The following is a 13,931-nucleotide window of genomic DNA, read 5'->3' as shown; positions in this document are numbered from 1 at the left end:
GGCCTTCCCGTGTTCGGGAGCGACCTTGCGCTGCACGTCAGCCCACCTGGTGCAACCACACGACCGAGTTGAAATCGCCGGCGTGCCGGAACGGTTCGAGCTCGTCGTCCCAGGCCTGCCCGAGCGTAATGCGGAGCTGCCGGTGGAGCTCCAGCGCGTTTGCCCCGGCCAGGTCCATGGCGTGGCGCAGCCGGTCCTCCGGGATAACGACGTTACCGGCCGTGTCGGTCTGGGCGAAGAAGATGCCCAGGTCGGGGGTGTGCAGCCAGCGCGCCCCATCGGCGCCGAAACCGGCGTCCTCGGTGACCTCAAAGCGAAGGTGGTCCCACCCGCGGAGCGCCGACGCGAGCCGCGCCCCCGTACCGCAGGCGCCCTCCCACTGGTACTCGGCCCGCTGCGCTCCGCGGAGCACGGGCTGCTCAGACCAGTCGAAACTGACGGGCACGCCCAGGGCGCGACCCACCGCCCACTCCACATGGGGACTCAGAGCGCGAGGCGAAGAATGCACGTAAATGTAGCCGCGCGCAGTCGCTTCCTGCCGAGCGTGTGTAGCCACCATCGTTTCTCCCGTTCTGTGAGGTGCGTCTTCCCCAACGACCTCTGAACGAAACAATGCGGCGTGCTGTGAACTTATCGAGAACTTGAACCTATGACCAACGGTCGACGCACCGCGCAGGCGCTGCATCCATGAATTATGCCTCAGCGACCCCTGCGATCACAAGACTCGAGCCGGGACCGGATCTCCGTTCGCTATACTCAGTATGGTCATACCTTGGCCACCGGAGGTCCCATGTCTGTTCGCAGCTGCCTGCTGGCGATCCTCACGATCGGTCCGGCCTATGGCTTCCAGATTCATGGCGAGCTGGAGTCTCGAACGGCCGGTCGGCGGGCGGTCAACGTCGGGCAGATCTACGGCACTCTTGAGCGGCTGGTGAAACAGGCGGCCGTTGAATCGGCCGGCAGCACCGCAGACGGCCTACCGCTGTACCGAATCACCGCGCTCGGCCAGGCCGAGGCGCTCCACTGGCTGGCCGATACCGAGAGCGCTCCCGGCAACGAGTGGAGCGACCTGGTCGACCGGGTCCTGATCGCCGTCTCCCTCCCTGATCCTCAGGTGCTGGGCATCGATGCGCGCGGCATCGTTGCCCGGTACCGCCAGCGGTGGCAGTCAAGCACCGAGACTGCGACCATGGACGCCGCGGCCACGGGCGCGGAGCGCTTGGCGGGCGCCGCCCGGGCCGCGCTGTCCGCCGCTGCGCTGGACTGGCTTCGGGACGTCGACGCGCTGCTCGAGGACGGCCACGCCGCGGGTTTTCGGCACGGTCTGAACGACGTGCGGCCGAAGCGCGGACGACGACCGGCATCCGTCGCCTGACCTGGACGACACGCACCGTCGGAGCTGCCGTCGCCTCTGCAGGGGTCGCACCTACTTCGCCTGCGCGTAGCTGTCGACCGTCGCAACGGTGAGCAGGAAATCGACCGGGAAATCGCCGAACAAGTGCCGGCCGGCGGTATCCGCTGCGCGCCGGATGATCTCCTCGACGGTATCTGCCAGCGCGGCGGGCGTGTGCACCATGACCTCGTCGTGCAGGAAGAAAACCAGGTGCGGGGCCCGGTCGAATTCCGACCCGGAGGCACCCTGAACCCCTTGAGCACCCTGGGGCAGCATTCGCAGTTCCCGGCGCACCTCCGCCATCCAGCACAGCGCCCATTCCGCGGCGCTGCCCTGAACGATGAAATTGCGGGTGAAGCGGCCCCAGTCTCGCGCCTGACTGCGGGCCCGGCGCTCGTCGGCATCCGTCGCCCCGGGGTCGTAGGCCTTGGCCTGGGTGGCCAGCCAGCGTTCCCCGGGCCGCGGGGAGGAACGCCCAAGCCGTGTCGTCACGCTCTCGCCGCGTTCCCCGGCGCGTGCGGCCGTTTCGGTGAGGGCCAGTGCCCTCGGAAAGGCCTTCGCGAGCCGGGGCAGGAGGCGCCCGCTCTCCCCGCTGGTGGCGCCGTACATGGCCCCGAGCATGGCCACCTTGGCGTGGTCGCGGGTCTCCACGACGCCCCCGGCGACGATCCCGGCGTACAGGTCCGTTCCCCGGCCGGCCTGGGCCATGGCCGTGTCGGCCGACAGGGCGGCGAGGACGCGCGGCTCGAGCTGCGCGGCGTCCGCGACCACGAGCTTCCAGCCCGCATCGGCGACGACTGCGCCGCGCACCTGTTTGGGCAGCTGCAGGGCTCCCCCGCCCCGAGTGGCCCAGCGGCCCGTCACCACCCCGCCGGGGATGTACTCGGGATGGAACCGGCCGTCGACGATCCAGGTGTCCATCCAATACCAGCCGTTCGCGCTGAGCAGCCGGGCCAGCTTCTTGTATTCGAGCAGCGGATCGATCACAGGGTGGGTGAGCTCCTTGAGCTCCCAGGCGCGGGTGGACGTCACCTTCAGGCCGACCTTCTGCAGTGCCCGCATCAGGTCGGGCTGCGAGTCGGGGTTGAGACCGGGTTCGCCAACGGCGTCACGGATGCGCCGAGCGAGGTTTTCGAGGCGTTCGGGCCGGATGCCCGGGGCGACGCGGGGGCCGAGTTCGCGGGTCAGCAGAGCGTCGTGCACGTCGGTGCGCCACGGCAGGCCGGCGAACTGCATCTCGGCGGCGATCAGCGCCCCGGCCGATTCCGCGGCGAGCAGCAGGCGGAGGCGGCCGGGCTCCGCAGATGCGCGGACCGCGTCGAGCTGGCGCCGGTATTCCGCCTGCGTACCGAACCCAGCGGCCGCGCTGCCGGCGTCGCGGCCGGTCACGCCGTCGGCGGCGGTCTCGGTGTCGCTGCCGGCGGCGCTGTCACCGTCGCTGTCGAACAGGTCGAAGAGTGTCACCTCGGATGCGGACGCGGCCGGTTCGAAGGCCACCGCCCGATCCCAGCGGCTCGGCTCCGCCCGGGCCAGCGCGCTTGCCTGGGTCAGCGACGACTGGCGCAGGATCGCGTGGCACAGGCGCAAGTCGTGGGCGCGGTGCACCCTGATTCCGGCCGCCAGGAGCAGCGGGTAGATGCGGGCCGTGTCCTCCCACACCCAACGGGGCCGGTCTCGCTCCTGACCGAGCACATAGCCGGGGAATTCGTGTGAAGGCAAACGGAGTGCTGGCCCCGCGACGTTGCCCTCGGCGTCGAGCGACAGCACGAGGATCTCCCCGTTTCCCGTTCGACTCGCCAGAAGGTGCACCTGCCCATTCTGCCGGTTCGGGACCGTGCCGGCGGGAAAAGCATCCGTCATATGACCGTCAGTTCGGCCGGCCGTCTGTCGGTGGAGTGGCGTCGGCCTCAGCCCACGCCTCCTGCAGCAGGGCGACGGTCTCGTTGTCTGAGAGTTGGTGGAAGTCGGTGTAGAAGGGCCCGATTGCCCACAACTCCTGCGGGGCGTGCAGCACGACGATGACATCCGCATACTGCCGCATCTCCCCGAGCAGCTCGGCGGGTGCGACCGGGACCGCGAGCACCGTGAGTGCGGCGCCCTGCCGTTTCAGGGCCGCGAGGGCTGCCTTGGCCGTGGCTCCCGTCGCGAGGCCGTCGTCCACGACGACGGCGACACGGCCCCGCGGACTGATCTGCGGGCGGTCATCGAGGTAGAGGGTGCGACGTCGTGCGATTTCGGCCAGCTCGCGACGGCGGGCTTGGGCCAAACCCAGCGAGTCGCCCCCGGTGGCGGCGAACACGTCCTCATTGACGATCGCCTGTGGACTAGCACCGTCGACGACCGCCCCCATCGCGACCTCCGGATAGCCCGGGGCCCCGATCTTGCGCACCAGGATGAGGTCCAGCGGGGCTTGCAGGCGCCGAGCGACCTCGATCGCCACAGGCACACCGCCCCGCGGGAGGGCGTAGACCACCGGGTCGTGCGCCTCAAGCTCGGTCAGTCGTTCGATCAGTGGTTCGGCCAGCAGTCGGCCGGCCTCGCTCCGATTCGTGAACATGAGGCTCCCACCCGGCGAATACCTTTTGCGGGTCCGCCTAGACCGATTCTGCCGCCGACTCTCGGCTTTGTCGAGGGCCGCCCGGGGCTCAGGCGCGGCGACCCGATTCGAGCTGACTTGCACACATGCCACTTCGGTGGTCCCGGGCACTGGACGCGTCCGAAGACCGAGGGCAGACTCGGGTCAACCAGAACACTCACGGCACCATCGAACGGAACCTGGATCAGCTGTGTATCGACGACTCACCACCCTGATTGCCGCGACCGGGCTCACGGCCGGGATCGCTCTCCTGCTGACGCTCGGCACCGTGATGCCGAGTGCGACCCGCGTCTCCGCCAGCGAGTGCCCGGGCGGAACCGTGATGATCGTCGATGTCGACGGGGAGGCACAGTGTGTGGCCCTGACCGAGGGTGAAACCACCCCCGGACCGACACCGACTCCGCCGCCCCCTCCCACCCCCACTCCGACCAAGTTCCCCTCGCCACCACCTGAGGAACCCGCCACCACTCCCCCGGCAGAGCCGGCCCCCTCGGCCGGGCCACAGTCCACGCCGGTTGTCGTTCCACCGTCGGCGACGGCGGCGGAACCGTCGGAAGCCCCACCTGACGAGAACGTGGATCCAGCCCCGACCTCTGCTCCCGCTCCAGGCGAGCGCGCAGGAACGACCAACGGGCCGGAGAACACCAGCACGCCGACTCCGGCGATGATGCCCACGGAGCCGCCCGCGAACGGCAACATCACCGGCGTGATCGTGCCCGGCAATGGGCCCCGGCTGCTCTGGGGCGTCGCCGTCGGGGCATCCGCATCGGGGTTGCTGGCCGCGCTCGTCGCCTTCTACCTGGTGTCGGTGCGACCGTTCTTCATCGCACGCAGACGGCCGGGAGCACTCGGCTGACTCGCACAGGTTTTTTTGGCGCCGACCGGGTCAGCCTGATGTCGATGACGAACGCCTACCGCGGCCGGGGCGCTGTGCGGTACGCCGGCCTGGCCCTGGCCCTGAGCCTGTCGGGCGAGATGATCGACGCGATCGCCAAGCAGCCATGGCGCATCGTCGCGCGCGACTTCCGCCGCGCCGTCGACGAGAGGCCGAGCTGGCCGCCGACGTGCGGCGGTCGGATCAGTGTGACCTGCTGGTCGACCTGACCGCCAAATTCGACCGGCTCCCCCGGTATTTCTCCGTGAACCCCGGCAGGGTCATCCTCGCCGATGCGTCACTGCTGGATGGCACCCCGGTGCAGGGGTCCGGCATGGGGAGGTGATGCCCGACTGTCTCCGTCACCCGGGAGAATCTGTGGGACCTGCGTGAGGTCGCTCGCCAGAGTCAGCGGCGTGCGGGGGCCCCGGCTCGCGCACCGCGCACGACGATCGACGCAGGGGCCCTCCTCAACGCACACTGAGCCTTCCACCCGTTCGACTGTGGAGCAGCCAGGAGCATGACCGTCCACCTCGACCTGCGGCTCACCCCCGAATCCGTTGCCCGGTCGGGTCAGGTCAGGTCAGGTCAGGTCAGGTCAGGTCAGGTGCGGTCAATACCAGTTGTTGGTCACGGAATGCGCCCAGGCTCCGCACGGGGTGCCGTACCCGGCCTTGATGTAGCCGAGACCCCAGGAGATCTGCGTCGTCGCGTTCGTGGCCCAGTCGGATCCCGCCGTGGCCATCTTGCTCCCGGGCAGGGCCTGAGGGATTCCGGTGGCGCCGCTGGGGTTGTTGGCCGTGTACGACCAGCCGGATTCCTTGTTCCAGAGCTGTACGAGGCAGGAGAACTCGGACTCACCCCAGCCGTACTTCGAGGCTGCCATCGCCCGGGCCGTCGCCTTCGCCTCGGCGGGCGTGTTGCCGCCGGCGACGGGCTGGGACTCAGCAGCTGGAGCAGAATCGCGCGCCGCATCCGCGGCCGCGGCCCGGGCGTCCGCCTGACCCTGAGCCTGAGCGGCAGCCTCGGCCTGGGCGCGAGCGGCCTCGGCGGCGGCCGCTGCTGCGGCCTCGGCGGCGGCTCGGTCTACCTCGGCCACAGCCGAACGGGCCGTGTCGGCCGCCTCCTGAGTCTGTTCGGTGAGCTCGATGACGGTGTCCGTTTCCAACGACTTGTAGTCCCCGAGCGCGGCAACGGATGACGCCAGTGGGGTCGGATCCACCTTGTTCGCCATGGCCGTGATCACCGTTCCGGCGTCACTGAGGGTGCTCTCCGCTCGGTCATGGGCGGTTTTTGTGGCTATGGCGGAGTAGACGCTGAGCTGCTCGTGATGCAAGCCGGTGCTTTCGGAGAGCTCCGTCGTCGCGGCGATGCCGGCAGAACTAACCGCGGATGCCTGTGACACCGCACCAATTCCCATGATCAGGCCGAGGAGACCGAGAGCTGCTCCGGTGCCGACAGCGACGGATCTGGTGCGCGAACGTTTACGTTTGGCGTTCATTTCTCGCCGGGCGGTCAGGGGTGAACGGGGTGAAGCAGAGCGCATGACTTCCAAATGCGATGCGGCCGGGCTACACGATTCTCGGCGCACCTTAATCGGTGGACTTGCGGCCAGATGTAGCCGCGTGAACCAAATTTCCAGCTTGCACTCATTTTCTGGACAGATGCTCCGTTGTAGCTGGCAAAGTCATCCGTACTTGGCCGCCACCGATGCCGGTGCACGTCGGTAGGCTCGAGTCAGGACAACTCGTTGTCCGCGTAACGGGGTGGTACAGGTGAACTTCGGCAGATTTGTTTTGAGGGAACTTTAGGTGTGGAGTTCGCAGCCCTAAGCTCTCAGCCTGCCGTCAGGCGCCGTCAGGCGCCGCTCGGCTTCGCGACGTCACGGCCTCGCTCAGGCTTTGGGTGTCTCGCCGTGGTCGTCGATACTTCGCTGACCCGGCGTGATGCGCTGCCAGACCGGTCGCGGCATGTCCAGGCTGGAGATTGTGACGGATGCCACGCTCGAAGCGAAATACGGGGTGCACCCGATGCAATAAGTTGCCCGACTTCGACGCCCACATGCGGGTGAGCACTCGCGGACAGCCGGTGCGTTGATCACGACTTTCTGTTGGCCGCCGTTGCTGATCAGGTCTCTGACGGCGAGCACGTCCGGTCGGGACCGGTCGGGCCGCCGCGGACGGGCCGGGCACAGCATCCGCTTCGAGGCTCTCCAAAAGGGCGACAGGGGGCAAGCTCGGTGGAGATCAGCAGCGATCAAGAACACTTGTTGGAGGGGTTCAACAGGGAGGGACATCCAGATCGATCCTCACGAGGACCTTGTCGCTCTCCACGATCGAGCGTTGTGTGCCGCTCATTGCCCGAGTTCGTATCCGATGAGCCAGTGCAGTCCATGACGGTCGATGACTTGGCCATCCGAAGCACCCCAATGCTTTGGGGCAAGGTAGTCAACGATCTGGCCGCCCATCGCGAGTTTGTCAAACCACTCGTGGAGAATTTCCGGTTCAGCGGCGCCCAGCAATGAGAGCTTGACGCCATCAAGCCGAACACTTTTTTCACCTGCGGCTGCATCGGATCCCATCAATACAACTACGCCCTCGAGCACTCCGTGAGCTATGTTGTGGGGCGGGCCGTCGCTGCGACCGAAATCCTCGTAGGTATGCAGGGTGAGCTCTCCACTGAAAACATCCGCATAGAAGCGGAGCGCTTCGCGCGCTGTACCGGGGAAAGTGACATAGATCTGCGGCGCCATCATATGCAAAGCATACAGATCGACCTACCACCGATCGCAAGAACGCTGTGAGGGTTCGTTGTCTGATCGAGCTGGTGATCGTCGATTCGCTGAAGTAGGACATCCCTTGGCCGCGGTCGCGCCCTGACATTGGTGCACGTCATCAAGATCGGCGACGGTGTACCGTCCCCTACGGTTACGGTATCGGCTATTCACTGGCAATGGTCGCGCCATGATGCGATGGTACTGTCAGCTCGCCCGAGCGACACAGCCGCAACGATGGTGTCAGTCAGAAAACGAGAGAGGCACACCTCTCAGGCCAAAATTCGTGCACAACACCCACTTCAAGATCAGCGGCGACCCGACATGATCCGTGGAGACTCGTTACGGCGCATGTACGTCGGCGGGCGCCCGAACCGGTGGGCGCGTTTGCTGAACCGAATCAGCGCGATGGTGTTCTCGCTCGGTATCGTTGGCCACGGCGCGGTAAGCCTCGAGACCGTCAATCCGAAGTCGCACACCCTGCTCACCCTGCCGCTCGTGGTGGCCCGCTACGAAGGTTGTGAGTACGTGGTTTCGATGCTGGGCCAGGGCTCGTGGTGGGTGCGCAATGTGCGGGCCGCGAGTGGGAGCGCCGTCATCCACGCGGGGCGCAGGCGACCGGTGCTACTCGAAGAGGTTCGCGCGGATGCCAGCGCACCGATTATCAAGTCATACCTGGCGCAAGCACCCGGCGCCCGACCGCTTATTCCGGTCGATCAGTCGGAGCCGGTCTCGGCATTCGAAAACATAGCAGCTGACTTCCCGGTGTTCATGATCCGGGATGTCCACTAAGGCGCAACGGGCACCACTGGTGGTCGCGCACTAACCCGCTGAACCGTGGCTCACTGTTTGCGTAAGCGTTCCTTGACACCGTGTTCGACGAGAACGGGAACAAAGTCACGTATCGGGCGGCCGGAGAAGTTCTGATGCTCCTCGCGGACAGCTCTTTCAACGCTCGACCGTGGCACATTTGGGAATCGTTTCGTGAGTCGATCCACCACTTTTTCCACGGCCTGCAATTCATCGTTGAGGTTCACAACTTCCAGTGTCCCACCGTCGGGAGCTGCCTATCAAGGCGTTGCTGTCAGCGAAAGTTGCGCACTCTGCCCATCGCTTTCGTCAGCGACCAGCACGGAACGGAAATTACGCATCTCCCGGTCGAGGGTGCACGATGAAGTCATGGGATCTTCACAAGATGAACCTTGAGTGCGTGCCTTGCGTCCATCGCGATCGAGCCGGGACGAGCGGATATCGGGCCGAGACTTGGCGGGGTCCGACGGTTGCCTCTGCCGCCCCGGCCTTCGTTGGCAGCGTGGTTGGGCGCTCAGTTGACGGGATAGACGACAGCCTGATCTCGCCAACCCGATCACCGCGGCCTTCCTCGTTTTTCGTCTCCTGACGTGCCCGCCGATTCTGATCACACTCTTCATGCAAGATCATCGCCGTGCTCGCACTCCTCGGCATCATCCCAGCAATGGTCAACATCTCGGGTACTCGGCGTCGTTCGATTTATTCCCGGGCGGGAGCTATGACGAGACGGACCTGAAGACGTCGATGCGCCACAAGCCGGTCGCGCGGGTCACCCTGGCGATGCACGCATCCGTGGCCACCGAGGACTATTCATCCCTGTTCCGGTCCGACACGAATCGCGCTCCCTACACCCAGGCACCCCTCACCACGTCGCAGACGAACGCTCTGACAGCCCTCGCCGACAGCTCCGCGTGGGTCCTGGCCGCATCTATGCTCAAGCGGTTGTCGATACCCTCGTGCCGATGCCACTCTCGTGGGTGCTCCTTGCGACCCTCGATGCGCACCGCCTCATCGAGCAGGGGGTCTTCGAGCCATTCCCAGACCCTCAGCAGTCAATGATCCTCGACGGTTCCCGATCCCTGTCACCGCTGCGGAACGGGGTGAGAGGTTGCGATCGGCTCCCTGGCTGTCCCCGTGGCCTCGACCCCGGATGACAGCACGGGTCCGCCGCATACCGCGGTACGCGGCGGACCCCCGACTTGCCGGTGCTGTCCCGCAGATGGTTCTACTGTACGTCCGTCGGTTCCGGTTGCCCCGGTACTTCATCCGAAACGCGAGTGCCGTCCGGGTTGAGACGGATCGCTCGTGGTCGCGCCGCGCGCATCCGGTCTTCGTCCCATTCGGCGCCGGACGGGTCCGCGGTCAGATTCTCGTGCGCGACGGCTGCGGGGCCGGGTTCGTCATTCGGGTCAGGTTCAGGCGGCGGCGGCATAGGCGCTCTCGATGACCGATCCCCAGTACGGCCCGAACATGGTGTTCGCGACGTTGTTGTAGCCGAAACTGTTGACCGAGTTCTGATAGCCGGCCGAACCACTGCCGATGAACCGCGGGCCGCCGGATGATCCACCGGTCATGCCGCAGGGGATGCCCTGCGATTCGGACTGGGCGTATGGGTCGTCCGTGGCGGTGCCGGAGCAGGACTGCAGGGTGTTGCCGGTGAACGGTGCCGCCGCCGGGTAGCCGAAGGCCGAGTAGGTGAACCCTCTGCCGTCATTGACGGCCACGCCCGATGCGCCGCGACAAAATCGACACCAGGCAGGTGGGCACCGGCACCGTCCACAACGACGCATCCGATACGCTCTGGCTCGACGGGGAGACGAACCGCCCTGCGTGAGTCACGATTTCCTGACCGTGCAGATTTCTCTGAACCGTCGCCGTACGGGGCGCCGTCAGCCGCCGCCGACGTGGATTCCGGGTCGGCGTGCCGGATCAGCTTCGCTCTGGCGAAGGATTTCGCGCACGACGGGTGCGGTATCTCCTTGGCCGAGGAGGAGGTAGCGCAAGAGGTGCCCAAGGGGGTTGCCTTCTGACCATTCAAAGTAAGCGTGAGGTCGCACTCCGGATGCGTCCTGCAATGCCAAGAGGATAGCGGCGATGGCGTTCGGAGCTGCGGGGCTCTGGGCTCGAAGCACCCGAAGCCCGTTGACTTCTTCACCGCGAACATGGAGCGTCTCGCTGAAACTAGACGGATCCACCACCTCGATCTCCAGGAACAGTACGTCGGCACGACCCGGCACGGGATTCATCCCCCGCTGCTCCGTCTCTTTTCCGGCGTAGTCGGTTTGTTTGCCCGGTTTGGGCTTTGTCGCAATCAGGTTCAAGGCACCGTCGAATACGAGCGAGTCGGTGATGAAGCGCCGCGCTTGTTCGTCGAGTTCGACCGCTTCGACCCGCAGTTCGGTGGTGCGTGACACCCGGGAGACGAGTGACACGACGATGATCCCCAAAATGAAGAATGCCGAAATGGCTATGCCGTCGGGCTTCTCCAGGATGTTCGCGCCGAGGGCATAGAGGAGGATCAGGGTCAGGATGGTGAAGGCGACACTGGCCCGGCGCTGGTGGCGTCGGATCGCCGAGATCGTGACGGCGATGGCGCCGGACACCATCATGGCCAGGATGCCGGTGGCGTAGGCGCCGGCCTGCGCGTTGACGTCGGCGTTGAAGCCAATCGTGATCACGATGCTGATGCCGGTGTAGACGAGGACCACGGGGCGTACGGCGCGGCTCCACTCGGGGGCCATGCCGTAGGACGGTAGGTAGCGCGGGACGATGTTGATCAGGCCGGCCATGGCGGACGCCCCCGCGAACCACAGGATGAGGATGCTGCTGACGTCGTAGACGGTGCCGAAGGTGTTCCCGACCAGTTCATGGGCCAGGTACGCCAGTGCACGGCCGCTGGCTTCGCCGCCGTCTTCGAAAGCTTCCTCGGGGATGAGGAGGGTGGTGACGAAGGTGCTCGAGAGGAGGTAGGCGCTCATGATCAGGGCCGCCGCGGTCAGGAGCTTGCGGGTGTTGCGGATGCGTGAAGCCAGGCGCTCCTCGGTGGTTTTCCCTGCCGAGGCAACCAGGGGCATCATGCTCACCCCGGTCTCGAATCCGGACAGACCCAACACGAGCAGCGGGAAAGCGATGATGGCGGGACCGAGAAGATCACCGAACCCCCCGCCGCGAGCGGTGAGGGCCTCGGCCCATCCGGCGAGAGCGGCTGGATCCGTGAACACGTTGTAAAGGCCCACGCCGATCACGACGGCATTCAGGGCGAGGTACACCGCCACCAGCGGGATGGCGACCGCGACGGCTTCGCTGAACCCGAGGAGGAAGACCCCGCCCAGGGTCAGGAGCAGGACGATCGTGATCGTCACGGCGTGCCCCTCGAGGAAGCTGGGAGCGTAAGGGTTCTCGAGAAGGTGGACCGTGGCATCCGCCGATGACAGGGTGATCGTGATGATCCAGGACGTTGCGACGAAGCCCAGGAGTACCAGGACGAAGAACTTGCCCTTCCAGAATGGGAGGAGCCGCTCGAGCATCGCCACCGAACCCTGGCCGTGCGGGCTCTCCTTCGCCACCCGCCGGTACATCGGCAGCATCCCCAGCAGGGTCAGTGCAACGATCAACAGGGTCGCCAACGGCGCCAGTGCTCCGGCAGCGAGCACGGCGATGCTCGGCAGGTACGACAACGTCGAAAAGTAGTCGACGCCCGTCAGACACATGACCATCCACCAGGGACGCTTCGTCGCGGTATCTGCGGGGCTCTCTGGCCCGACGGGCTGCACACGGTTCCGAAGCAGCCACCGAGCAAGGCCGCCCGCTGGCGCTCTCGAACGGACGGGGCGCCCAACGCTCGCCGGGATGACCGGAACGTCCAATGAATCCACTGTGATCTTCCATCCCGCCCGCGCCGGTCACAAGACCGTGAGAGCAGATCTATCGAATGCGAACAACACCTCTATTGTGAGCCACACACGAGCGAGCGCCGCACGCTCAGGGCAAAGATCTGAGCTCGAAGTGCTGTCGGCCTCGAGCGCGGTTCACAGCCATTTTTTTTCTTGAAGACCACGTACAGGGCGACGCCAAGGAAGACCATCTCTCCGAGTGCGATCGGGTATCCGAAGGTCCAGTGCAGTTCGGGCATGAAGTCGAAGTTCATGCCGTAGACCGTGCCGACGAAGGCTGGGGCGAAGAGGATGGCCGCCCAGGAGGAAATCTTCTTGACCTGTTCGTTCTGAGCGAGGCTCGTCTCAGACATGTGGCGCATTTCGTCATTCTGCCGTCGATTCACCAGGGTGGAGTGCACGGTTAGTGCGTTTTGTAGGATGGCGCGGAATGAGTACGCTCGATCGACGACGCGGATGGCGTGGTCCAAGACGTCGCGGAAGGAACGTTGGAGCTCCAGTTCGACGCCGTATTTTTCCGAGCCGCGGAGGAGCGCTTGGAGCATCCCGATAAGGAGGGGGTGCACCGCGCGCTGGAACTCGATGACTTCCCGGGAGAGGTCATAGATGCGTCGGGAGACGCTGGGGTCGCCGTCAAAGAGTTGGTTTTCGATTTCGTCGATATCGTTCTCGAGTCCGGCGATGACGGGTGCATACTAATCGACTACCTCGTTGAGGATGGAGTACAGCACGGCTTGTGGACCCTTCGCAAGAAGCGGGAGATTCGCCTCGAGGCGATGTCTGATCCGGCTGAGGGCCGTCGCTTCCGCGTGGCGAACGGTGACAACAAAGTCCTCGCCGATGAAGAGGTGAAGCTCACCGAATTCCACCTCTTCCTTCTCGTCGATGTATCGTGCGGGGCGCAAGACGAGGAACAACGTGGATCCGTACCGCTCGAGCTTGGCTCGTTGATGGCCGGCGGGCGGAGATCGAATTCGCTGGCAACCGACCGTATCTCGGTGGCGTCCGGTCTGTAGAGTCCGATCCACGCCATGCCAGCGCCCTCGCGGAGGGCTTGGTACGTTTCCTCAAGGCTGCGGGGGCTCTCGGCGCGGTGTCCGGCTACGTAGATGCCGTTGTCAATCAATGCCATGGTCGTGACCCACCGTTCAGTCGTGCGAGAAAGTGTGTGAGCAGAGCCCAAAGACGGCGTGCCATCAGGGCGTCGATCAGGATGGGGCGGGAGAGCACCGCACGTGAGTGCGGGTCAGGATCCGAGATCCAGTCGTTGCGTTTGAAGAGGAAAAACAACTGCGTGGAGAAGCCCACGATCAACGCTACCGAACTGAAGAAGCCTCCAATCTCGCTGAACCCGGGGTAGGGCACGTTTTGGCCGTAGAAGCCGGTGACGGCCGTCGGTACGGCGATGATGGCGGCATAACCGGTCACCTTCTTGGTGATCACGTTGAGCCGGTTTCCCTGGAGGGCCAGATTCGCTTCGAGGATGCTCGTGGCGAGGTCGCGCAGGCTCTCCGTCCATTTCATAGCGCACAGTACATGGTCGTAGACATCCTGAAAGTAAGGACCCATCTCGTCGGCCACAAGGTGAAGGT

General features: G+C 65.4%; 12 protein-coding genes and 2 pseudogenes. 4 read left to right on the top strand and 10 right to left on the bottom strand.

Features of this window, described 5'->3' with window-relative positions; translation table 11 throughout:
* Positions 1-37: 37 nt before the first annotated feature.
* Positions 38-559, bottom strand: a complete 522-nt coding sequence (locus CXY82_RS11740) for a DUF3145 domain-containing protein (RefSeq protein WP_104101883.1) — start codon at positions 557-559, stop codon at positions 38-40.
* A 231-nt stretch (positions 560-790) separates the two neighbouring features.
* Here CXY82_RS11740 and CXY82_RS11735 point away from each other — a divergent pair, with 231 nt between their 5' ends.
* Positions 791-1,375, top strand: a complete 585-nt coding sequence (locus CXY82_RS11735; protein WP_158252019.1) for a PadR family transcriptional regulator — start codon at positions 791-793, stop codon at positions 1,373-1,375.
* Positions 1,376-1,426: 51 nt separating this feature from the next.
* Here CXY82_RS11735 and CXY82_RS11730 read toward each other — a convergent pair whose 3' ends face one another.
* Both CXY82_RS11730 and CXY82_RS11725 read right to left on the bottom strand, forming a co-directional pair.
* Positions 1,427-3,253 carry a bifunctional 3'-5' exonuclease/DNA polymerase gene (locus tag CXY82_RS11730; RefSeq protein ID WP_104171083.1) on the bottom strand — a complete coding sequence of 609 codons (1,827 nt, stop codon included), beginning with the start codon at positions 3,251-3,253 and terminating at the stop codon, positions 1,427-1,429.
* A 7-nt stretch (positions 3,254-3,260) separates the two neighbouring features.
* Positions 3,261-3,950, bottom strand: a complete 690-nt coding sequence (locus CXY82_RS11725) for a phosphoribosyltransferase (RefSeq protein ID WP_104171082.1) — start codon at positions 3,948-3,950, stop codon at positions 3,261-3,263.
* Positions 3,951-4,179: 229 nt separating this feature from the next.
* Here CXY82_RS11725 and CXY82_RS11720 point away from each other — a divergent pair, with 229 nt between their 5' ends.
* Positions 4,180-4,845, top strand: coding sequence for a hypothetical protein (locus tag CXY82_RS11720; protein ID WP_104171081.1), 666 nt, complete (start codon positions 4,180-4,182; stop codon positions 4,843-4,845).
* A 44-nt stretch (positions 4,846-4,889) separates the two neighbouring features.
* Entirely contained in the window at positions 4,890-5,093 is a 204-nt protein-coding gene (locus CXY82_RS11715; RefSeq protein WP_104171080.1) for a hypothetical protein, read from the top strand.
* 383 nt (positions 5,094-5,476) lie between these two features.
* Here the strand turns inward: CXY82_RS11715 and CXY82_RS11710 are convergent, their stop codons facing one another.
* The gene (locus tag CXY82_RS11710) at positions 5,477-6,364 is read right to left on the bottom strand and encodes a hypothetical protein (protein WP_104171079.1); all 888 of its coding nucleotides are present in this window, start codon (positions 6,362-6,364) and stop codon (positions 5,477-5,479) included.
* An 852-nt stretch (positions 6,365-7,216) separates the two neighbouring features.
* A complete protein-coding gene (locus tag CXY82_RS11705; RefSeq protein ID WP_104171078.1) occupies positions 7,217-7,618 on the bottom strand; it encodes a VOC family protein in 402 nt (133 codons plus the stop codon).
* Between the two features lie 369 nt (positions 7,619-7,987).
* On the opposite strand from CXY82_RS11705, the gene CXY82_RS11700 reads away from it, so the two are divergent.
* Positions 7,988-8,428 (top strand): nitroreductase family deazaflavin-dependent oxidoreductase, encoded by a 441-nt coding sequence (locus CXY82_RS11700; RefSeq protein WP_199180947.1) that lies wholly within the window; start codon positions 7,988-7,990, stop codon positions 8,426-8,428.
* A gap of 50 nt (positions 8,429-8,478) precedes the next feature.
* Here CXY82_RS11700 and CXY82_RS17075 read toward each other — a convergent pair whose 3' ends face one another.
* From CXY82_RS17075 to CXY82_RS17635, 5 genes and pseudogenes are all read right to left on the bottom strand, one after another.
* Positions 8,479-8,673, bottom strand: coding sequence for a three-helix bundle dimerization domain-containing protein (locus CXY82_RS17075; RefSeq protein ID WP_134343049.1), 195 nt, complete (start codon positions 8,671-8,673; stop codon positions 8,479-8,481).
* 1,188 nt (positions 8,674-9,861) lie between these two features.
* Positions 9,862-10,182, bottom strand: a pseudogene (locus CXY82_RS11695) (hypothetical protein); the annotation flags it as partial.
* A 153-nt stretch (positions 10,183-10,335) separates the two neighbouring features.
* Complete coding sequence (locus tag CXY82_RS11690) at positions 10,336-12,297, bottom strand: amino acid transporter (protein WP_370443704.1); 1,962 nt, start codon at positions 12,295-12,297, stop codon at positions 10,336-10,338.
* 188 nt (positions 12,298-12,485) lie between these two features.
* Positions 12,486-13,471 (bottom strand): annotated as a pseudogene (locus CXY82_RS11685) (magnesium and cobalt transport protein CorA); the annotation flags it as partial.
* Complete coding sequence (locus CXY82_RS17635) at positions 13,462-13,908, bottom strand: CorA family divalent cation transporter (RefSeq protein WP_304481770.1); 447 nt, start codon at positions 13,906-13,908, stop codon at positions 13,462-13,464. The pseudogene CXY82_RS11685 and the gene CXY82_RS17635, both read right to left, overlap by 10 nt.
* Between the last annotated feature and the right edge of the window lie 23 nt (positions 13,909-13,931).

Origin of the sequence: Cryobacterium sp. M23, from assembly GCF_002929655.1 — a bacterium.
Lineage (GTDB): Bacteria > Actinomycetota > Actinomycetes > Actinomycetales > Microbacteriaceae > Cryobacterium > Cryobacterium sandaracinum.
The sequence above is the reverse complement of the archived record's forward strand: the minus strand, read 5'-3'. Positions and strand labels throughout refer to the sequence as shown.

Bases quoted from the DNA above. Each gene is read 5' to 3' on its own strand.
- CXY82_RS11740 (WP_104101883.1), bottom strand. From the start codon at position 559: ATGGTGGCTACACACGCTCGGCAGGAAGCGACTGCGCGCGGCTACATT.
- CXY82_RS11735 (WP_158252019.1), top strand. From the start codon at position 791: ATGTCTGTTCGCAGCTGCCTGCTGGCGATCCTCACGATCGGTCCGGCC.
- CXY82_RS11730 (WP_104171083.1), bottom strand. From the start codon at position 3,253: ATGACGGATGCTTTTCCCGCCGGCACGGTCCCGAACCGGCAGAATGGG.
- CXY82_RS11725 (WP_104171082.1), bottom strand. From the start codon at position 3,950: ATGTTCACGAATCGGAGCGAGGCCGGCCGACTGCTGGCCGAACCACTG.
- CXY82_RS11715 (WP_104171080.1), top strand. From the start codon at position 4,890: ATGACGAACGCCTACCGCGGCCGGGGCGCTGTGCGGTACGCCGGCCTG.
- CXY82_RS11710 (WP_104171079.1), bottom strand. From the start codon at position 6,364: ATGAACGCCAAACGTAAACGTTCGCGCACCAGATCCGTCGCTGTCGGC.
- CXY82_RS11705 (WP_104171078.1), bottom strand. From the start codon at position 7,618: ATGATGGCGCCGCAGATCTATGTCACTTTCCCCGGTACAGCGCGCGAA.
- CXY82_RS11700 (WP_199180947.1), top strand. From the start codon at position 7,988: ATGTACGTCGGCGGGCGCCCGAACCGGTGGGCGCGTTTGCTGAACCGA.
- CXY82_RS17635 (WP_304481770.1), bottom strand. From the start codon at position 13,908: ATGGGTCCTTACTTTCAGGATGTCTACGACCATGTACTGTGCGCTATG.